The organism is Paenibacillus gyeongsangnamensis, assembly GCF_027533625.1.
In the GTDB taxonomy this organism is placed as follows: Bacteria; Bacillota; Bacilli; order Paenibacillales; family NBRC-103111; genus Paenibacillus_G; species Paenibacillus_G gyeongsangnamensis.
In genome coordinates this window covers 196,744-216,895 of the sequence record NZ_JAQAGZ010000002.1, presented here as the reverse complement: position 1 = coordinate 216,895, position 20,152 = coordinate 196,744, and the positions used below count along the sequence as shown (strand labels likewise).

General features: G+C 44.9%; 17 protein-coding genes and 4 pseudogenes. 20 read left to right on the top strand and 1 reads right to left on the bottom strand.

Annotation, left to right across the window (positions count from 1 at the left end; translation table 11 throughout):
* Positions 1–17 precede the first annotated feature (17 nt).
* The 4 genes and pseudogenes from O9H85_RS04030 to O9H85_RS37650 form a co-directional block, all read left to right on the top strand.
* On the top strand, positions 18–977 hold the full coding sequence (locus tag O9H85_RS04030; RefSeq protein WP_269880012.1) for an ABC transporter permease: 960 nt from the start codon (positions 18–20) through the stop codon (positions 975–977).
* A gap of 13 nt (positions 978–990) precedes the next feature.
* On the top strand, positions 991–1,869 hold the full coding sequence (locus O9H85_RS04025) for a carbohydrate ABC transporter permease (protein WP_269880011.1): 879 nt from the start codon (positions 991–993) through the stop codon (positions 1,867–1,869).
* 41 nt (positions 1,870–1,910) lie between these two features.
* Positions 1,911–2,213 carry a DUF2437 domain-containing protein gene (locus O9H85_RS04020; RefSeq protein ID WP_269880010.1) on the top strand — a complete coding sequence of 101 codons (303 nt, stop codon included), beginning with the start codon at positions 1,911–1,913 and terminating at the stop codon, positions 2,211–2,213.
* A 72-nt stretch (positions 2,214–2,285) separates the two neighbouring features.
* Positions 2,286–2,730 (top strand): annotated as a pseudogene (locus O9H85_RS37650) (sigma-70 family RNA polymerase sigma factor); the annotation flags it as partial.
* Between the two features lie 166 nt (positions 2,731–2,896).
* On the opposite strand, the pseudogene O9H85_RS04005 reads toward O9H85_RS37650, so the two are convergent.
* Positions 2,897–3,454 (bottom strand): annotated as a pseudogene (locus O9H85_RS04005) (IS6 family transposase); the annotation flags it as partial.
* 376 nt (positions 3,455–3,830) lie between these two features.
* Here O9H85_RS04005 and O9H85_RS04000 point away from each other — a divergent pair.
* The 16 genes and pseudogenes from O9H85_RS04000 (at position 3,831) to O9H85_RS37645 (ending at position 20,128) form a co-directional block, all read left to right on the top strand.
* The gene (locus tag O9H85_RS04000) at positions 3,831–5,411 is read left to right on the top strand and encodes a spore germination protein (protein ID WP_409348099.1); all 1,581 of its coding nucleotides are present in this window, start codon (positions 3,831–3,833) and stop codon (positions 5,409–5,411) included.
* Between the two features lie 3 nt (positions 5,412–5,414).
* The gene (locus tag O9H85_RS03995; RefSeq protein ID WP_269880006.1) at positions 5,415–6,614 is read left to right on the top strand and encodes a Ger(x)C family spore germination protein; all 1,200 of its coding nucleotides are present in this window, start codon (positions 5,415–5,417) and stop codon (positions 6,612–6,614) included.
* A 279-nt stretch (positions 6,615–6,893) separates the two neighbouring features.
* Entirely contained in the window at positions 6,894–7,979 is a 1,086-nt protein-coding gene (locus O9H85_RS03990; protein WP_269880005.1) for a GerAB/ArcD/ProY family transporter, read from the top strand.
* Between the two features lie 547 nt (positions 7,980–8,526).
* On the top strand, positions 8,527–9,102 hold the full coding sequence (locus O9H85_RS03985; RefSeq protein WP_269880004.1) for a TetR/AcrR family transcriptional regulator: 576 nt from the start codon (positions 8,527–8,529) through the stop codon (positions 9,100–9,102).
* A gap of 118 nt (positions 9,103–9,220) precedes the next feature.
* Complete coding sequence (locus O9H85_RS03980; protein WP_333474156.1) at positions 9,221–9,874, top strand: peroxiredoxin-like family protein; 654 nt, start codon at positions 9,221–9,223, stop codon at positions 9,872–9,874.
* 52 nt (positions 9,875–9,926) lie between these two features.
* Complete coding sequence (locus tag O9H85_RS03975) at positions 9,927–10,229, top strand: EthD family reductase (protein ID WP_269880003.1); 303 nt, start codon at positions 9,927–9,929, stop codon at positions 10,227–10,229.
* Between the two features lie 259 nt (positions 10,230–10,488).
* Positions 10,489–11,187: pseudogene (locus O9H85_RS03970) on the top strand (aldo/keto reductase); the annotation flags it as partial.
* A gap of 225 nt (positions 11,188–11,412) precedes the next feature.
* On the top strand, positions 11,413–11,901 hold the full coding sequence (locus O9H85_RS03965; RefSeq protein ID WP_269880002.1) for a GerAB/ArcD/ProY family transporter: 489 nt from the start codon (positions 11,413–11,415) through the stop codon (positions 11,899–11,901).
* An 83-nt stretch (positions 11,902–11,984) separates the two neighbouring features.
* Positions 11,985–12,908, top strand: coding sequence for an ArsR/SmtB family transcription factor (locus O9H85_RS03960; protein ID WP_269880001.1), 924 nt, complete (start codon positions 11,985–11,987; stop codon positions 12,906–12,908).
* A gap of 250 nt (positions 12,909–13,158) precedes the next feature.
* Positions 13,159–14,463, top strand: a complete 1,305-nt coding sequence (locus tag O9H85_RS03955; protein ID WP_269880000.1) for an ABC transporter substrate-binding protein — start codon at positions 13,159–13,161, stop codon at positions 14,461–14,463.
* A gap of 83 nt (positions 14,464–14,546) precedes the next feature.
* Positions 14,547–15,422, top strand: coding sequence for a carbohydrate ABC transporter permease (locus O9H85_RS03950; RefSeq protein ID WP_269879999.1), 876 nt, complete (start codon positions 14,547–14,549; stop codon positions 15,420–15,422).
* Positions 15,423–16,247 (top strand): carbohydrate ABC transporter permease, encoded by an 825-nt coding sequence (locus O9H85_RS03945; protein ID WP_269879998.1) that lies wholly within the window; start codon positions 15,423–15,425, stop codon positions 16,245–16,247. It abuts the gene before it with no gap.
* Between the two features lie 17 nt (positions 16,248–16,264).
* Positions 16,265–18,025, top strand: coding sequence for a glycoside hydrolase family 2 protein (locus tag O9H85_RS03940; protein WP_269879997.1), 1,761 nt, complete (start codon positions 16,265–16,267; stop codon positions 18,023–18,025).
* Between the two features lie 19 nt (positions 18,026–18,044).
* Positions 18,045–18,185 (top strand): DUF4964 domain-containing protein, encoded by a 141-nt coding sequence (locus tag O9H85_RS03935; protein ID WP_269879996.1) that lies wholly within the window; start codon positions 18,045–18,047, stop codon positions 18,183–18,185.
* 134 nt (positions 18,186–18,319) lie between these two features.
* Positions 18,320–19,522, top strand: coding sequence for an ABC transporter permease subunit (locus tag O9H85_RS03930; protein WP_269879995.1), 1,203 nt, complete (start codon positions 18,320–18,322; stop codon positions 19,520–19,522).
* Positions 19,523–19,556: 34 nt separating this feature from the next.
* Positions 19,557–20,128 (top strand): annotated as a pseudogene (locus tag O9H85_RS37645) (YdcF family protein).
* The last annotated feature ends 24 nt before the right edge of the window (positions 20,129–20,152 follow it).

The following is a 20,152-nucleotide window of genomic DNA, read 5'->3' as shown; positions in this document are numbered from 1 at the left end:
GGGCGAGGTGTTCATTCATGCAGACACATATACAGATTCGGCCTATTGCAGACGGAGAGCGCAGCCATAGCCGGACGGGTTTGTGGGCGGCTATGGTTCAATGTAAGTGGATGTACGCTCTGGCAATGCCGGGCATCCTGTATTTTATCCTGTTTAAATTCGTACCCTTGTGGGGGCTGTTGATTTCTTTTAAGGAGTATAATCCGTTTCTAGGCTTCTGGGGCAGCCGATGGATCGGCTTTACGAATTTTACGGATTTGTTTTCGAGCGAAGTATTTTATCTCATGCTCAGAAATACGTTTGCGATCAATATCTTTAGCATTATTTTCATGTTTCCGCTGCCGATTGCGCTGGCCTTAATGCTCAATGAGATCCGGCATGAGGTGTTCAAACGGATCAATCAGTCTATCGTCTATTTGCCGCATTTTTTGTCATGGGTCGTTGTAGCCAGTATGACCTTCTTCATGCTCTCCACGGACGTAGGGCTGATTAATAAACTGATCACGGGGATGGGCTTCGGGCCGGTATCCTTTCTGTCCAGCCCGAACTTGTTCTGGGGACTGCTGACCGCTCAGAGCATGTGGAAGGAGGTCGGCTGGGGGACGATTATTTTCCTCGCTGCGATGGCAGGCGTAGACCCGCAGCAGTATGAAGCCGCTGTGATCGACGGTGCATCCCGAATGAAGCAAATCTGGCATGTGACGCTGCCGGCCATTCGTCCGACGATCATTATTTTGCTTATTTTAAGACTGGGCCACATGGCGGATGTAGGCTTCGAGCAAATTCTTTTGATGAATAATCCGCTGGTTACCTCTGTATCCCAGGTGTTCGACACGTATGCGTACACGATCGGTATATTGGGAGGGAAAATCAGCGTGGGTGTTACGGTAGGCATGTTCAAGGGCGTGGTCGGCTTAATCCTTGTGATGCTGTCCAACTACGCAGTGAAGAAGCTGGGGCAAGAGGGCATTTATTAAGGAGGAGAACCCATTGAGTTTCGTGGCAACCAAGAAGTTGACGGTCTTCGATTATATAAACTACTCGCTGCTTGCCGTCGTTTCCATAGCGTGTGTGTTTCCGTTTATTTATGTGTTCAGTGTTTCGTTTACCGACCCGGCGGTGTATGTGCCTTTGCAATTTTACTTATTTCCCGAAAAATGGTCTTTAGCCGCATATAAGTACATCCTGTCGACCAACAGCTTTCTTAACGCCTTAAAAAGCACGGTTTACGTCACAGGGATCGGAACGGCGCTCAGTATCGTGATCTCGTTTACGTTTGCCTATGTGTTGACAAAAAAACATGTGCCCGGCAGAAAGCTAATGCTTGGCGGTGTTGTATTTACGCTCGTCTTCAACGCGGGCATTTTGCCTAACTATTTGTTAATGAAGGATATGAATCTGTTAAATTCCTATTGGTCCCTGATTTTATCCGGTCTGACCAACGCTTGGAGCCTACTTGTTATCAAGGGGTTTCTGGACTCGCTCCCCCCGGAGCTGGAGGATGCCGCACGGATTGACGGCTGCTCGGACATTGGCGTATTCTGGCGCATCGTGATCCCTTTATCCATGCCCGCTATCGCCGCGTTCGTCCTGTTCTTTGCGGTTTCGTACTGGAATACGTACTTTAACGCCCTGGTTTATTTGAGCGATGCCAAAAAATGGACCTTGCAGGTCCTGGTGAAATCGCTGGTCATCGATTCCGATTCGAACGGTGTCGGAGCCGGCGGCGGCAGCGACGACAGGGTGCTTCCGCAGGAGACGATCCGCATGGCGTCCATCGTGCTGGCGATGGTGCCGATCCTGATCGTATATCCGTTTTTGCAGAAGCATTTTGCGAAGGGTGTCATGCTGGGCTCAGTAAAAGGATAACAGGCTTTCTACGTGTAAAATAGAACTCTGGAGGTAGAACGATGAAGTTTATCCGGTTCAGTCTAGCAAAAGAGGATATTGTGCGTAACGGCACTATGGAAGAGGATAAAATCTATGAATTTACAGGGGATTTGTTCATCAATCGCCAGTCTACGGGCAATGTATATGAACGCGAGAAGGTACAGTTAAAAGCCCCCATCGTCCCCAATCATATTATTGGTATTGGCAAAAACTTTGCCCCCCAAGGGACGGAAAAGCCGCCGGTGCCTGAGATGCCGATCCTGTTTTTTAAACCGCTTAAAGATTACAATTGGCCGCAGCAGCAAGGCTATGGCTATGGTTAAATGCTTAGTAAGATCTGCAGTTCGACGTTGCAGATCTTTTTTTGTCTGAAAGTAATTACATCGTTTCGTGTACATATCGTCAAAATATTCGATAATACAGGGGAAGATCTTGAGGATCTTATCTCTATAGGAACGATTGGATTGATCAAAGCGATCGAATCGTTTTCTCCTGATAAAGGGACAAAATTAGCTACCTTTGCGGCGCGATGTATCGAGAACGAGATTCTGATGCATCTGCGGTCGCTTAAAAAAACACGCAAAGACGTCTCGCTTCATGACCCCATCGGTACGGACAAGGAGGGAAATTAGATTACATTGATCGATATCCTCGGTACGGAAGCCGATGATGTCGTGGAAAAAGTGCAGCTGAAGATCGAGAAGTCGAAAATATATAAGAATCTGGACATTCTAGATGAACGGGAAAAAGGAACTGGGGATCAGTCGCTCGTATGTGTCACGGATCGAAAAGCGGGCGCTCATGAAGCTGTATCATGAGTTTTATAAGGCGAAGCGGTAAAACATTTCAAGTTACTGAGGCAGCTTGCCGGTGTAGGCAAGCTGCTTCAGTATAAACGAAGGCAGGTACATAAGATGGACGAGCTTATTAAATTGGTCGAGGATAAAATAATTGGTTTTGGTGCAACTATTAAAATGGATCAAAAACAGCGCCATATTGTTTTTGACTATGCTGTTAAACCAAACATTTTATTGATTAATTGTACTGCAGAAAGGACAGACGAATGAATGCATTCGACCTGTCCTTTCTTTATCATATGCATGACTTCAATTCCGGCAATTGTTTTCTCTGCAGTACTGAAAGACTTGAATCCCAGCATTGGTTTAATGACTTTCTTTATGAATCGATGATCTTGTTCAATAATATTGTTTAGATATTTCTGTTGTCGTAGTAATGTTTCTTGATTCATAGCTTTCTCGTCCTTCAATTGCTGGACTGCGGTAGGGTAAGCTGGGTTTTTATCGACGGTGATCACGCGCGGCAATTGATTGTGAGGTGAAGTCAACGCTTTCTTGAAAAATCGTCTAGCCGCGGGAGCATCTCGATTTTCAGACAGCATGAAATCAATCGTGTTTCCTTTTGAATCCATTGCCCTGTAAAGATATTTCCATTGTCCTTTGACTTTGATGTAGGTTTCATCCGTTCGGTAGGAATCGTTAGTAGGCTTCAGAAAGGGACGAATTCGCTTGTCTAATTCCGGCCCAAACTGGTGTACCCATCGCATGAAAATTACTATGTAATATTAAAGCGATGAAGTATGTTAGAGTAAAAGGAGTCCTTAAAGAGTCTTTATACAAGTTTATGGATTATGCGATTTCTTTGAGCTTGGGTAGCGCCAACATTTTGACTGTTTTATACGCTTGTAGGAAAAATCCGCTGTTGAAGCGCCTAAATATCCTTGGAGTATATTTTGGTTAAAATGTTGGCGTACGCCCTACAATCCGCTCGGACTGAACATTGGATGAGATTGAAATACGCCGCGCCGTTCGTAAATATCCCTTTGGAACTAACTCCTCCGGTGATTCATAAGATAATATCTTCATTATTTGGAAACGATAAAAAATAACATCTTGTTATAAGGGGAAAGTGCCATGGATTTTATGAAAAGCATATTCAAAAAATGGTCTACACGCCACCCTATTGACCATAGCGGTACCCCAACAACAAATCCAGAGCCGATAAAAGCAAGCTTGCAGCAAAATATTGAAAAGGTAAAAAGCGTTTTTGGCAATAGCAGCGACATCGTTGTAAGAGAGATTCGGATCGGCGACGATAGACAGCTTCAAGCCGCCATTCTCTATACAGACGGTTTGATTGATCTCAACGCACTTCAAAACTTTATCCTGGAATCTTTAATGCTGGATATTCAAAAGAATGATTATGGCACAAAAATATTCTCCGCACAAAACCCTTTACAGTTTCTGAAAGATTCCGTTCTTGCGGTAGGGGATATTCAAGATGTAATGGATTTTGATACTTTGTTCACCTCCCTCTTATCGGGCAAAGCGATCATTTTGGTAGACGGATATCCGCACAGTTATGCCGTTGGAATGTTCGGCGGGGAAAACCGCGGAGTGACGGAACCTAGCGTGGAAACCACAGTACGCGGCCCAAGGGAAAGTTTTACGGAAAATTTGCGCACCAATACGTCGTTAATTCGCAGGAAAATAAGAAATACAAATCTTTGGTTAGAAAGCATGAAAATAGGGAAAATTACTAAAACTGATGTGACTATTGCGTACATTAAAGGAATAGCGCAAGACAATGTTGTTGAAGAAGTACGTAAACGCCTGAACCGAATTGATCTCGATGCCGTTTTAGAGAGCGGATATATTGAGGAAATGATTCAGGATGAGTCATACTCTCCCTTTCCCACCATATTCAATACGGAACGGCCTGATGTTTTGGCCGCCGGATTGTTGGAGGGACGTGTGGCCATATTGGTCGACGGCACACCGTTTGTTTTGATGGTTCCCGCTTTGTTTGTTCAATTTTTCCAGTCATCGGAGGACTATTACCAACGTGCGGATATTGCCAGTCTGCTGCGCTTCCTCCGCTTTTTTTGCTTTTTTATCGCCTTGGCAGGGCCGTCTCTTTATATAGCCATCACCACGGTTCATCAGGAAATGATTCCGACGCAGCTGCTGATCAGTTTGGCGGCGCAGAGGGAAGGTATACCTTTTCCCGCTTTCGTCGAAGCTCTCATGATGGAAGTGACCTTTGAAATCTTGCGCGAGGCTAGTTTAAGACTTCCCAGAGCAGTAGGACAAGCGGTATCCATTGTAGGGACTTTGGTCATTGGAGAAACGGCAGTGCATGCAGGGATCGTATCGGCGGCAATGGTTATCGTCGTTTCCCTTACTGGGATTGCGAGTTTCGTCGTTCCGTCATTCAACTTATCCATTTCCGTGAGAATGATTCGTTTTGCTTTAATGGGAATGGCGGCGTCTTTCGGATTATACGGTTTTTTTGTCGGGATCTTCTGGCTTGTCCTTCATCTTTGCCGTTTACGTTCTTTCGGTGTCCCCTATATGAGCCCAATCGGGCCCGTTAACGTGGCTGATCTGAAAGATACGGTATTTCGCCTGCCTCGATGGGGATTGTTTTCCCGTCCCAGTTCGATCGTCCAAAAAAATTTGGTTCGCGGACGAAATCCGAAACCCGCCAAAAAAGGACTGTAACGTATGAAGCCGGTTGTTACTTTGTTCTTATGCGCGGTCTTGCTCCTGGTAACCACCGGTTGCTGGAACCGCCGGGAATTGAATGAACTTGCAATCGTTGTAGCTCTTGGAATCGATAAAGCAGGCACACAATACAAGGTATCAGTTCAAGTTGTCGATCCAACGCAGATTGCCGAACAAAAAGGAGCCGGCGCAAACCGTGCTCCTGTAACGATGTATACGGCAACCGGCAAAACAGTGATTGAAGCGCTTAGAAAAATGACAACGATCAGTCCGAGAAAAATGTATCTGTCCCATATGCGCATTCTCGTGTTTGGCGAAGCTTTGGCAAGAGATGGAATTGCTAAAACACTGGATTTGGTATCAAGAGGCCGCGAGCTGCGGACCGATTTCTTCATCGTCGTCTCGAAAGGGAGCACAGCAGAGGATGTTCTGAAAATACTGACCAGCATTGAAAAGATCCCTGCTAATCATTTGTATGCTTCCCTCGAAACCGCGCAAAATCAGTGGGCTCCGGAGACTACGGTGACATTGGATGAATTGTTGAATGACTTAATGAGACAGGGCAAACATCCCGTGTTAAGTGCCGTTGAAATAAAAGGAAATCAAGAAATAGGACAATCCGTAAATAACTTGCAGACAATTAGTATACCAACAAAATTAGCCTATGCGGGATTAGCCGTGTTTAAAAAAGATAGATTGATCGGTTGGTTAAATGAAAACGAAAGTAAAGGATACAATTATATTCAAAACAAAGTAAGAAGTACGATCGGGTTAGTGTCGTGCCCTAAAGGAGGGGAAATTTCCATGGAGGTGTTTAACACAAAAACAGACGTCAAGGGGAAGCTAGTAGACGGGAAGCCCCAAATCGATGTATTGATCCGAATGGAACTGAATGTAGCGGAAGTACAATGTAAGATTGATCTCACTAAACAGGAGACGTTCGTTCAATTGGAAAATAATAGCAAAAAAAGGTTGCGCAACATTATTCAAATGTCGCTAGATAAAGTGCAAAAAACTTATAAAGTTGACATTTATGGTTTTGGCGAGGCGATCCATCGTTCTGAGCCGAAAGCTTGGGCAAGATTAAAAAAAAATTGGGATGAACAATTTGCCGACCTTCCAGTAAATATGAAGCTGGATATCAAGATTCGACGTATGGGGACAATAATTAATTCCATTATTGAAAAGACTAAGGAATGAACGGCTATGTGGACAGGTGCGGGAATATTGGCGGGAGCCGCTGTTATTTTTATCATCGAAGGACGAACCCTAAGAAAAAGACATCTTATGAAAGAGTTTTGGATATTTTCCATACTTCACCTTTTCGCTACAGGGCTAAGTTTAGCTCAGAGCATGCATGTGAAAATCCCTAATCCCTTGGATGCCGTGATTTATATATTTAAGCCATTCGTCGACAATCTCATGAAGTACTTGACGTAATTTAGCTGAAAAATCCCATACTTTATTTGAGGTGAGATCATGCTGGACAATGGCAAAATATCGTCCCGTCAGTTGTCATTGCTGATTACAATGTGTATCATCGGCACTGCAATCTTACTTCTGCCGTCCGGAATAGCCAAACAGGCAAAACAAGATGCCTGGATTGCAGCGATCATACCGATATTAGCGGGATTATTAGTGATTCCTTTATATACGGCGTTAGGGAGGCGCTTTCCCGGTAAGTCATTTATTTATGGAATCGAAGAAATCCTTGGAAGAGGCTTGGGCAAATTCGTTTCTCTTATATTTCTTATCATGTTTCCGGTCAATCTGTCCGGACTGTCGCTGCGCTTTATCGGAGATTTCATCACAACGCAAATGCTGCCGGAAACACCTATTGAATCGGTTCTTATCATCTTTATGGTCATTGCCGTCATAGGAGCGAGAGCGGGAATCGAAACTTTGGCCCGGTCTGCAGAAGTGTTTTTTCCGGCATTCGTATTATTTTTTCTGATTTTGGTATTATTCCTTACCCCAGACATGAAAGTCGAGAACATTCAGCCTGTTTTCGAGACCGGAATGAAACCGCTGGTGGGAGCAAGCCTTACGTATATCAGTTACCCCTTCCTGGAACCCATTATATTTTTAATCCTTGTCGATCATTTGAATCGGCCCGATCGAATGGGAAAAGCGTTATTCGAAGGAGTATTCGCTGCCGGCCTCATATTGTTCGTTATTACCTTTTTGTGCATTATGGTACTTGGAGCGGAGATGACGTCGAACAATTTATTCCCCCCTTACGTATTAGCCAAAAAAATAAGCGTCGGCAAATTTGTGGAACGGATCGAAGTGCTTGTAGCGACAATCTGGTTTATCTCCACTTATTATAGGGTGACGGTTTTTTACTATATCTCCATAATAGGTATCGCCCAAGTGCTGGAATTGAAAGATTACCGGTTATTGACGCTGCCGGTGGGTGCTATTCTGGTCGTTTTCGCCCTTGTTACGCGTCCCAATGTCGCCTATTCGTTCGAATTTTTACAGGCTTATACAGCATTTGCGCCAATTATTGGTATTTTATTTCCGTTATTACTGCTTGCTGTTGCAGTTATACGGAAAAAATGAAATAATCAACCTGTTGACGTTGTCCCCTAAAAAGACAGCTTGGTCTGGAAAACAAGATTGACCGCCCCCCGTCACGGAGCACCGGCGATATTTCGGGTTACGGGAACAAATTACTCCATATGGGGAAGGACTGGCAGGGTGTCTCCCGTGAGGGGAATCCGAAGGGCTTGCAGGCAAAGTCCAGCCCGGAACAATACGTAAACCAGAGGTGGCGGAGGTGTTGGGTGGCCCACCCACAAAACGGGGAAACCTATGCGTAAACGCATATCTTACAGGAAAACACGAAAAGGGATATGACCTGCAAGACTTATCAACGTGATTAGGGTAGTTGAATCATAAGCTTACTATCATAATTTGATGTAGACCCGGATATCTGCGAAGCAATGAATATACCAGTTTGAACTTTGATGAATAATGTTTAACTGCCATCAATTTATTCCGCTATCGTATCCGTCGTATTGACAACAAATCTTATAATAAAAGACGGAACATTGTAATAAATTATTGATTTGTACAAATAAAAATGAAAGGTATATGGTGTGTTATAATGTCTAAAAAGCAAGAAATTATCTCAATAGCGACAGAAATTATACATTCTAAAGGTTATCAACCAACATCTATCAGCGATATTCTTGATGCTTCCAATATTGGAAAAGGTCAATTTTATCATTATTTTGCATCTAAATATGATCTGGGGTTAGCTGTTGTTGAATATATCATTCAAAATATGACCAATCCACTTATTACAAATACTCTCCAATCCAAAGATGACCCCAAATCGAAAATAAATAAAATGCTTGATTGGGTGATTGCGTACCATTCAGGAATGCAAGAAAAACTTGGATGTCCTATAGGTAATTTAGCTATTGAAATGAGTGAGCACGATGAAACTTTTCGATCAAAGATTCAACATTTTCTCACACGTTGGATTGAAGCAATTGACAATTCACTAGCAGAAATGATTGAACAAAACCAATTAAATTCAAATGTCGATACGAGAAAAAGTGCCGAAGCAATTGCATCGATGGTTCAAGGAGGTATTTTATTAATGAAGAATCAAAAAGACATTCAAATTTTAAAGAATGTAGTCGATATGATTCGATTGCAGTTTAATCTTTCTTAATGAGTATAAGCAATTTATGGGCAATTTATTTCTTGCTCATAATAAAACGGTATGATAAACTACGAGTTGTACCAACCGGTAGGTACAAATATTTGGACAAACAGGCTGGAGGTAAAAAATGATGACAACAAAATTACTCGATGAAATTCAGCAATATCAGGACAATTTTAGAAAAAAAGCTCCGATCGAAACCCAAAAACTCATGGAACAAGCAACCAAAGAATTGTCCGAATCGAATATTGCGAAAGGATTGACGGTTGGTGAACAAGCGCCTGATTTTACCTTAAAAGATGCGACAGGCGCTTCCATTTCCCTATATGAAGAATTGAAAAAAGGGCCTGTGATCTTAACCTTCTATCGAGGCGCATGGTGCCCGTATTGTAACCTTGAGTTAAATGCATACCAACGAGTACTTAAAGATATCAAGGCAACAGGCGGACAATTGATTGCAGTTAGTCCTCAAACCCCTGATGCTTCTCTTACGATGAAAGAAAAGAACGAGCTGGAGTTTCTTGTATTAAGTGATCCAGATGGAATCGTCGCTGGGAACTATAATTTAGTATTCAAACTGCCGGATTACATTATTGAAATTTATAAAGGGTTCGGCCTTGATATTCCAGGACATAACGGAAATGATACATGGGAACTCCCTGTTCCGGCAACCTATGTTATTGATCGATCAGGAAAAATCCGGTTTGCGAGTGTAGACCCGGACTACACAAAAAGAGAAGAGCCCTCAAGAATGGTAGAATTGTTAAAAGAGGTATTGTAAAGAGCATTTTGAAGTTTTTTTAAAGTAGATGATTAAAAGGAGAAATCATATTATGGCCAAAATGATAGTTCTTTACGAACAACCGAAAAACCAAGAAGCTTTTGAGAAATATTACTTTGACGTTCATATTCCACTCGTGCAGAAAATTCCGAAAGTGAGGAACGTCTCTACTCATCGTGTAACGGGTTCCCATAATACCAATTTAAAACTGTATTTGGTTGTTGAGATTGAATTTGAAAATTTAGATGCCCTCAATCAAGGAATGGCAACACCTGAAGGTCAAGAAGTACAAGGCGATTCAAGAAATTTCATTGAATTTTTGCATAATCCCCCAGTTATCTGTATTGTCGAATAAACAAATATTATATTTGCAAAACTCTCCTAAAATTTGAACTGTGACCTATATTTGGACGATTTTGAAAAGGATTCTGAATCAAGCCACTAAAGATGCCTTCTGTATTCATCAGGAGTCATCTTTTTTAATGCCTATTGGTAGCGTTCTGTTATAAAATGCTATGTACTTATTGACCAGCAGCCGACTTACCAACCTACTTTTTCACAATTGGAATCCAAACCACACACACCGATAATCGTTGGATGTTATATCTCCCGGTGGATATATTCATATCAAATTTTCGATAAGCAGGCCGCACGAGACCGGGGTGGGCACCGCTATCAAACAAAGCGGAATCCCCAGAGACAAGCTGTTCATCACTACTAAACTGGCAAATAAAGATCAAGGCTACGAATCCACGCTTCGTGCTTTTGAGGACAGCCGCCTTAAACTCGATCTCGAATACTTCGACCTCTATCTGATTCACTGGCCCGGCAAAGATAAGTTCAAGGAAACCTGGAGAGCCTTTGAAAAATTACAAAAGGACGGGTACATTCGCGCCATTGGTGTAAGTAACTTCAAAATCCATCATCTGGAATCGTTAAAGCAGGATAGCGACACGGTTCCCGCTGTCAATCAAGTGGAGTTTCATCCTCTGCTCAACCAGCAAGAGCTTCTCCAATATTGCAAACGTGAGGGAATCCAATTAGAAGCCTGGAGTCCGATCATGAAGGGTAATCTGGATCTGCCGCAGATTATCGAGCTGGCCGCGAAGTATGGGAAAACTCCTGCACAAATCGTCCTTCGTTGGGATCTGCAGCACGGGGTCGTCACCATACCCAAATCAGTTCGCCAAGAACGCATTCAGGAAAATGCCAACATCTTCGATTTTACGCTTTCTGAAGAAGATATGAAAAAGATCGATCAAATGAACCAAGATCACCGGTTCGGTCCAGACCCGGATGTATTTCTCTTTTAACCGCTGATAAATACGAATAGTCTCCTTTTCTTGATACTCACTTCACTTTCTAATTCCAGTACTTTTGGATAATAAATTATTAAAGAGACACTCTAGACGACGAACCTGGTTCTGGTGCAAACATTTAAAAAGATCAAAAAGTATGACAAGTTATGTACGTTTACTTTTGCTGCCAATCCAAATAATCTATTAATCAGTTCAACCGTTGAAAGGACAGACGAATGATTGCATTCGGCCCGTCCTTTCCTAATTAATTCCCTTCAACGTCTTATCAGCAGTCAAAAACGATTTAAAACCAAGCATGTCCTTATCTGCGAGACCGTGAAAGGGCAAAAGTGGGCTGTCATTGCCGTTATCATTTCGATGTTCGTGCTCATGCAATCCAGCCTTTTTTCATTGTTGCTGTTCGGAAACATAACGGGCAACTTTACTTTTCCCGTTATGCAGGCCGCACGCTTCATCAGCATCGCGGATTTCCTGGAGCATTTGGAATCGTTGGTGGTCGTGATTTGGATTGCCGGAGTGTATTTAAAGATTTCAATTTATTATTATGTCTTAGTATTAGGAACAGCGCAATGGTTAAACCTCAGCAATTATAATTCACAGCGAAGAGGAGTTAGTTGTTCAATGGGATCGGCTACGGATTCAACCGCAGCCGATTTTTTGTTATTTTCATTAGTACCAATATTTGCCTCAAAACCGAAGCGGGTTTGAATGAACATGGACAAGCGCATGGGTTACAAGTAAAATTAATATAATTCTTACAAGCGCAAGCCACGATTGTTTTGGAGGCGATCATGCTCAAATTATCCATTCATAAGCCGGAAGAACTGGCAAAGGTAGCTCACGCTTTGTCATCAGAGGTACGGATCCATATTCTTCAGCTGCTGAACAACAGAAATATGAATATCATCGAAATAGCCGAAGCATTGAATATCCCGGTCTCTACAGCGGCTTCCAATATTCGGATATTGGAAAAATCCGGGCTTATACTCACTGAATTGCATCCCGGCGTCAGGGGAGTGATGAAAGTATGCAGCAGAAACTTTGACGATGTGCTCATGGCTTTAAATCCCGAGACCCATGCTCAAGGTAACAAAAATAAGTTCGAAATCGACATGCCTGTCGGACATTTTGTCGATTGCGAGGTACATCCGACTTGCGGCATGGCAAACACCTCTCAGATGATTATTCCTGAGGACCATCCGTCCAGCTTCTTTCAACCCAATCGAATCACAGCGCAGCTCATCTGGTTTCGAAAAGGGTATGTTGAATATAAATTTCCGCTTGGAGCCTTCAATAAAGCCGAAATCGAGTCCCTGCAGTTCAGCTTGGAGCTTTGCTCCGAAGCCCCCAGGTACGATAATGACTGGCCGTCGGACATTACGGTCTGTGTCAATGATACGGAAATCGGCACCTGGATGTGTCCGGGGGATTTCGGTGGCAGGAAAGGGCGGCTCAACCCGGCTTGGTGGCCTGAGAACAGCACGCAATTCGGCATGTTGAAGACATGGAAAGTCGATCGGTCCAAATCTTCCGTAGATGACGTTCCTATTTCCGATGTAACCCTCGTGGACCTGAATATATCGGGTGCCGATTTTATTAGTTTTAAAATTGGGATTAAATCGGATGCCGTTCATAAAGGCGGAGTCAACTTGTTTGGAAAAGAATTCGGCGACTTCGATCAGGATATTAAAATGACCATTTGCTATAGTGATTAACGTGATATGGGGGAGATTGCCTGAGGCAGTCTCTTTTTTGGGCTAAAAAGCCATTTGTTGCAATAATATTGTAATAAAACATCTGAATGCGTTAATATAATCGCTTTAATACCAAAATTATTTAAAATAATAATTGCCATATTCCATAATTTAAAGTATTTTTCTATCATAATCTACATAAATATTGTAATAAAACAAATATGATGTTTGTTTAGCTTATGGAAATTCACTTTGAAGGGGAGTGTAAAAATTGGCGAAAAGGCTTTCATTGTTTTTATCCGCTGTTCTTGCTTTCTCTGCCCTTACCGCATGTTCGAGCGGGAACTCATCCGGCACGAAGACCGGCGATGGGGACAAAGGGCAGTCGTCGAACGAGAAGATTGATCTTGTTTTCTGGTCCCTATTTAGCGGCGGTGACGGAGATTTCATGCAGCAAATGATCGATTCCTTCAACAAAGCCAATCCTAATATTCAAGTGAAGAACGTGAAGCTGGAGTGGGCAGAGTATTACACCAAGCTAATGACGGGCGTAGCCTCCGGCAACGGACCCGATATTGGTGTATCCCATTCCTCCAAGCTTCCTGAATTAATCAAACAAGGCGTCGTCACTGAGCTGGATCCGGTGGCCAAAACGGAAAACCTGGATTGGAGCTCCTTCAACCAGAATATATTAAACTCTACGATTATGAACGGGAAGCATTACGCGGTTCCGATCGATACGCACCCTTTCATCTTCTTCTATAACAAAAAAATGTTGAAGCAAGCCGGTTTGCTTGACGGCAGCGGCAAACCGATCATGGAGCAATCCGCACAAGGGTTTGTGGACTTTGCCGTGAAGCTGAAGTCCAGCCTTCAAAACAATCAGCAAATGGCCTTCGCTTTCCCGAGCAAGGGAGACGATCCGTTCCGCCTCTGGTGGGCGCTGTATCATCAACTCGGCGGGAAGGACGTGATTGCCGACGATTTGAAAACACCTTCAATCGATATGGAAAAAGCCGTTAAAGCAGCCAATTACATAAAGGATTTATATCATAAGCAGCAAGTCATTCCATTAAACCTGGAGGATTTCACGAAGGTATTCCAGGCAGGGAATGCAGGGTTCTTCATGTCCGGCGTATGGAACACAGGAACGATGGAGCAAACGAAGGATTTGGAATTCGGTGCGATGCCGATCCCGAAATTTTTCGATAAGCAGGCGACCTGGGGAGATTCTCATACGCTGATCCTGCCGACTCAAAAGAAGGCTGATCCCAAGAAACAAAAGGCCGCGCTGGCCTTCATGAATTATATCGCCGATAACGGCCAAGTGTGGGCTAAGGCCGGACATATCCCGTCGAAAACCAAGGTGATTGAAGATCCGGAATTCAAAAAGCTTCCTTATCGAAGCGATTACGTTTCCGTTGCCAACACCGTTGCTTTTGCTAAACAGTCAGCTTACAACTGGCCGATCAAAACCGTCATCATACGGAACCTGGATACCATCTGGAACAATAGCGTTCCTACGGAAGAGGCCTTTAAGAAAATGATGGAGGAAGTAAAGACCGTCATTAAGTAATAACCTTTTGAACCTTGCTCCGAAAGGCCCGGGGGCGGAGACTGTTTCCGGGCTTTATCCGGATAACGTAGAGGGGTGTTGCAATGAAGATCAGGAAGTGGAGCGGGAATGTCAAGGCCGTACCTTTTCTTCTTCCTTTTTTCCTAGTGTATGTTTTATTCACGGTCTACCCTATGCTCAAAGGGCTTCAAATGAGTCTTTACCAATGGACGCTGATCAAGCAGATGGATTTTGTGGGATTGGCCAATTACGCCGCCATGATCAAGGATCCGCAATTTTGGCTGGCGCTGTGGAATACGACGCTTTTCGTTGTCTTATCCACTCCGGGCATGATCGTGCTGGCTTTGATTTTAGCGCTGTTCGCCAACATGAAAACGAAATTTCGCACCTTTTTCAGAGGAAGCTTTTTTCTTCCGAGCATCCTGTCCGTATCTGTCATTTCCTTCTTGGGGATTTTCATGCTGCGGCCGTATACGGGCTTTATCAATTCTTTTCTTCATCTTGCCGGAATTCAGGCCGAGCCTTTCTGGCTGGCGGACAATACGCTCGCATGGGTCTCCATTATCGGCGTTACCTTATGGTGGACGGTCGGCTTTAATATGATTTTATTTTTGGCCTCCCTGCAGGACATTCCGGATTATTTGTATGATGCGGGAAAAATGGACGGGGCAACGGACGGTCAGATGTTCCGGTACGTGACTCTGCCGCTTCTCGGGCCCGTTACCCGCGTCATTTTGCTCCTGCAGGTGATCGCTTCCTACAAAGTATTCGCCCAAATTTGGCTGATCACCAAAGGGGGACCCGGAACGAAAACAAGGCCGGTCATCCAATACATTTATGAAACGGGGTTCAAAAACAATGATTTAGGCTATGCAGCGGCCATGTCCTATGCTTTGTTCATCATTTTACTCGTGCTCGCCTTCTTCCAGCTCAAATTTAAACCGAAGGAGGAGATCTAGGTGAATTCTGCCGCTGTGATAAGAACCGTTCGCTTGGTCCTGGCCTTCGCCGTGGCCGTAAGCTTTTTAATCCCGGTGATATGGATGCTGTTCGTCTCTGTGAAAACGGAGGGAACCCCCATCAAAACGTTGATCGATTGGTTTCTTCCGCCGTATACGTTCATTAATTACGCCAACGTGCTGAGTAAAACACCCATGCTCCGGTGGATGTGGAACAGTCTGTTCATTGCGGTCGTGAAAACCGTGCTGACCGTCTTGTTCACCTCCTTAGCCGCATTCGCCGTCTCAAAGATTCGTTTTTCCTACAAGAACGCTATCTTTTTGTTTTTCATTGCCGGACTGATGATCCCCGGGGAAGCGACCATCATTCCTTTATATGCGGTAGTCAAAGACATGGATTTGCTGGACAGCTATATGGGCATTATTTTACCGGGGATTGCAGCGCCGCTTGGGGTCGTCATATTAAAAAGCTTCTTCGACGGCGTACCCAAAGAAGTCATTGAAAGCGCGGAAATGGACGGATGCGGCTTGTTCCGGATTTACAGCACGATCGTCGTACCGCTTGCGAAGCCGGCGCTGGCGTCGATTGCGATTTTTACCTTTATCGGATCATGGAACAATTTTTTATGGCCTTACTTGTCCATCACAAGCGAGGAGCTTTTCACGCTTCCCGTTGGCATTCCTACGCTGCTGTCCAACTACACGGTGGACTATGTAACGCCGATGACGGTCAATGCGATTGCATCCATACCGGTGATCGTAACCTTTATGATTTTTGAGAAACAAATTGTCCAAGGCATCAGCTTTACAGGAATTAAAGGATAAGAGAGGAGAAAAGAAAAATGGCAAATACGGAAGCGGTTCGGCAGGAATATCCAAGACCGCAATATGTAAGAGACGAATGGATGAACTTGAATGGGGAATGGGATTTCCGTTTCGATGACGGCAATGTCGGCGAATCGCAGATGTGGTATGACGGATCGGTCCTGGATCGTAAAATCATCGTCCCTTTCAGCTATGAAAGCAAAGCGAGCGGCATCGGGGAGGAAACGCACCATGCGGGCGTGTGGTATCAGAAAAAGCCGAAGCTTCCAGCCCGGTATGAGGGCAAGCGGGTGATTCTTCATTTTCAGGCTTCGGATTATGTGACTAAGGTTTGGGTAAACGGCCGTTTTGTCGGACAGCATACAGGCGGGTATGCCGCATTTTCCTTTGATATCACGGATTCGCTTCACGATATTCATAGCGAGCAAAGCATTGTCGTCAAAGCGGAGGACAGCATCAGCTGCTTCCAACCTCGAGGCAAACAGAGATGGAAGAATGAAAATTTCGGCTGCTGGTACACGCAGACGACCGGGATCTGGCAAACGGTATGGCTCGAATTTATGAACGACGCCAGCATCCGCCATGTGAAAATAACGCCGGACATCGATAGCCGCTCGGTTAAATTCGAGTATCAAGTGGACGGCGCATCCGGACGAAATCTTCGCGTGGAAACCGCGATTACGTTTCAAGGGAAGCCTGTGAAGCAGGTGTCGTCGCTTGTGGATCGGGAACGGATCAGCCTGAGCCTTGACATTGCGAGTGACATTCATGAATGGAGAGTGATGCTCTGGCAGCCGGGCCAACCGAACCTGTACGATGTCGAACTTACTTTGTACGACGGCAGTACACTGGTGGACCGGGTCCATTCGTATTTCGGCATGCGGAAAATTTCCATCGAAAACGGCTTCATTTATTTAAATAACCGGCCGCTGTACCAACGGCTGCTGCTCGATCAGGGCTACTGGCCGGATAGCCTCCTGACCCCGCCATCTGAAGAAGCGATCATCGAGGATATCGATAAGACGCTCGAGATGGGCTTTAACGGCGTAAGAAAGCACCAAAAAATCGAGGACGCAAGATTTTTATATTGGTGTGACCGGAAGGGGCTGCTCGTTTGGTCTGAAATGGCGGCATCTTATGAATTTTCGGATCAGGCGGTACATCAGTTTACCCAGGAGTGGTCCGACATTGTCTGTCAGCATTATAACCATCCGTGTATTATTACGTGGGTTCCGTTCAACGAATCGTGGGGGGTTCCGCAGATTTACACCGAACGGAAGCAGCAGGCTTTTACCGAAACGATTTATCATTTGACCAAAGCATTGGACGAGACAAGGCCGGTCGTCGTAAATGACGGATGGGAGCACACCGTTTCCGACATCCTCACGCTGCACGACTATGAAGAATTCGGTGAACAATTTGCGGTGCGCTATAAGGAAAAGGGACCGATTGTAAACAACGAGCGTTCGTTCAGCAAGCACAAGCTGGCTTTTGCCCAAGGCCATGAATATAAAGGGCAGCCTATTATTATCAGCGAATACGGAGGCATCGCATTCAAAGCCGACAAGGGATGGGGCTACGGCAGCATGGTCCCTACGGAAGAGGCGTTCCTGAAGCGATACAAGGATATTACGCAAGCGATCAAGGATGTCCCTTATGTTTGCGGCTACTGCTATACCCAGACGACCGATGTACAGCAGGAAATCAACGGCCTTCTCACGGAAGACAGAAAGCCGAAGGTCGATTTGAAAGCCATTAGAGCCATTAACCTGGCCTAATCCTGCGGAGGTAAACCTATTGACAGCGTTAAGACCGCCTGCAGTACCATTGGTTACCGTCGATCCTTATCTCAGCATCTGGTCGTTCAACAACAACCTGCATGAAGGGGTAACCCGCACTGGACGAAGCGGCATCACGGCATGTGCGGGATGGCTGTGATCGACGGGACCGCGAGGAGATTCATGGGAGGCCTCGATATCCGTGGCGATATCGAGGCTCTGCCTAGCCACGGCATGCAGCAAACGAACCGGCCATGAGTGTAACAAGAACATGACCGATGTTTCTTCATTGGAATGAATGCGGCCAAGAAGCTGACGCTGGATACGAACGGCGACGGCAAGACGGATCAATGGGGCTTCTGGTTGTTCGGACGCTATGCGCAAATTGAGCCTTGGCTGTATCAAAATGACGGCGACATTCTGAATCCGGACAAGACCCAGTTTGCCGTCAATGAAAACGGCAAGGAAACGCTCAAGTTTTTGATAGATCTTACCGTGAAGTATAAAGTTTCCCCGACGCCGAAGGAAATGAAAGGAATCAAGCAGGAGGATGTGTTCCCGCTCGGCAAAGCGGCGATGTGGGTGGATGGTTCGTTTGCTATAGATAATATCCGCAAGGTCGGGCATATACCGGGTGATTTGAAGGAAGCCGCGAAGATGGATGGTGCAGGCCCGGTTATGTCGTTTTTTTTCGTGACCATACCGATGCTTACACCGACGATCTTTTTCGTAGTGATCATCACGATCATCGAATCGTTTCATACGTTCGACATCACCTATGCGATGACCAAGGGAGGGCCTTATCAGGCTACAACGACGCTATCGTATTTTATATACCAGAACGCTTTCGTCCATTTCCGAATTTTTCTCCGTTATTTGGGGAACAGCGCATTGATTTCGACGACGGCGTCTCTTGGACAGCTTCTTACCTGTTCGCTTGCCGCATTTGCGTTTGCGCGAATGTCCTTTCCGGGAAAAAGCTGGATCTTCTCGCTGCTCGTTGCGACCTTGATGATTCCGATGGAGGTGACGATCATCCCCGAATTTCTGCTCTTCTCCAAGCTCGGCTGGCTTAACACCTATGCGCCGCTCATCGTTCCGTCTCTGCTGGCAGGAGCGTTCGGAACATTTATGCTGCGCGAATTTTTCTTAAGCGTCCCTGCCAGCCTGGAAGAAGCGGCCATAATCGACGGTTGCTCTCCATACCGGGTCTACGGGAGTGTATTTCTCCCGTTGGCGAAGCCGTCACTGGCTACGCTGTTCATTATCGCCTTCATGAACAACTGGAACGAAGTGCTTCGTCCGGTGCTTTATATTCAATCACCCGGTCTTCGGACGCTGACGCTGGGGCTGTCTCAATTTCAATCGGAGTACAGCACAAATTGGAACTTGCTTCTCGCCGGTTCCGTCATTACGATTCTGCCGCTGATCGTGGTCTACTTGTTTAACCAAAGGTACATTATTGAAGGAACGATGACTTCCGGAGTAAAAGGCTAGTTTTTCTTATTATTCTTTGATAGGATGTTGCTGTATGACTTTACTGATTTATCTCGTAATAGGCCTCACGGTTCTGCTTTTTCTGTTTATGCTCTGGATCCATACGGCGCCTTTGCGGAAGGAAGGGGCGGACGTGATGATCGTCCTTGGCTTTCAATGTGACAATGACCGAATCCACCCGCTATTGGAGGAAAGGTTGTTGGTAGCACTGGAGCTGTATCGTTCGCATCCTTTTGAAAAAATTATATTAACCGGCGGAGCGGTCTCTTCCGCAAGGTCGGAAGCGGTTATCATGAAAGATTACTTGGTACGAAACGGCGTTCAAGAGGAACAATCCTTCTGGATCAAGAGGCCATGGATACGATTCAAAATATTTACAACTGCAAAAAAATAATGGAGTTTCATGGGTTCAAAACTTGCATGCTCATCTCCAACTCGTTTCACATTCGAAGAATTCGGTATATAGCAAATGCAATCGGATATTCCGCTTTATATTATGCCGATCGAAGTTTTCAAGCTGTAAGGAAGCAAGGCTACCGGACGCTGCATGAACTGAAAGCTTTCCGTACCACGCATAAGGTGATTAAGGAACTGAGCAATCCATAGAATGGAGCTGGTTTGAATGATACA

Excerpts from the sequence above, each read along its gene's own strand:
- O9H85_RS04000 (WP_409348099.1), top strand. The coding sequence starts at position 3,831 with ATGAAAAGCATATTCAAAAAATGGTCTACACGCCACCCTATTGACCAT.
- O9H85_RS03930 (WP_269879995.1), top strand. The coding sequence starts at position 18,320 with ATGAATGCGGCCAAGAAGCTGACGCTGGATACGAACGGCGACGGCAAG.
- O9H85_RS03980 (WP_333474156.1), top strand. The coding sequence starts at position 9,221 with ATGATGACAACAAAATTACTCGATGAAATTCAGCAATATCAGGACAAT.
- O9H85_RS04030 (WP_269880012.1), top strand. The coding sequence starts at position 18 with ATGCAGACACATATACAGATTCGGCCTATTGCAGACGGAGAGCGCAGC.
- O9H85_RS03995 (WP_269880006.1), top strand. The coding sequence starts at position 5,415 with ATGAAGCCGGTTGTTACTTTGTTCTTATGCGCGGTCTTGCTCCTGGTA.
- O9H85_RS03975 (WP_269880003.1), top strand. The coding sequence starts at position 9,927 with ATGGCCAAAATGATAGTTCTTTACGAACAACCGAAAAACCAAGAAGCT.
- O9H85_RS03940 (WP_269879997.1), top strand. The coding sequence starts at position 16,265 with ATGGCAAATACGGAAGCGGTTCGGCAGGAATATCCAAGACCGCAATAT.
- O9H85_RS04020 (WP_269880010.1), top strand. The coding sequence starts at position 1,911 with ATGAAGTTTATCCGGTTCAGTCTAGCAAAAGAGGATATTGTGCGTAAC.
- O9H85_RS03960 (WP_269880001.1), top strand. The coding sequence starts at position 11,985 with ATGCTCAAATTATCCATTCATAAGCCGGAAGAACTGGCAAAGGTAGCT.
- O9H85_RS03990 (WP_269880005.1), top strand. The coding sequence starts at position 6,894 with ATGCTGGACAATGGCAAAATATCGTCCCGTCAGTTGTCATTGCTGATT.
- O9H85_RS03950 (WP_269879999.1), top strand. The coding sequence starts at position 14,547 with ATGAAGATCAGGAAGTGGAGCGGGAATGTCAAGGCCGTACCTTTTCTT.
- O9H85_RS03985 (WP_269880004.1), top strand. The coding sequence starts at position 8,527 with ATGTCTAAAAAGCAAGAAATTATCTCAATAGCGACAGAAATTATACAT.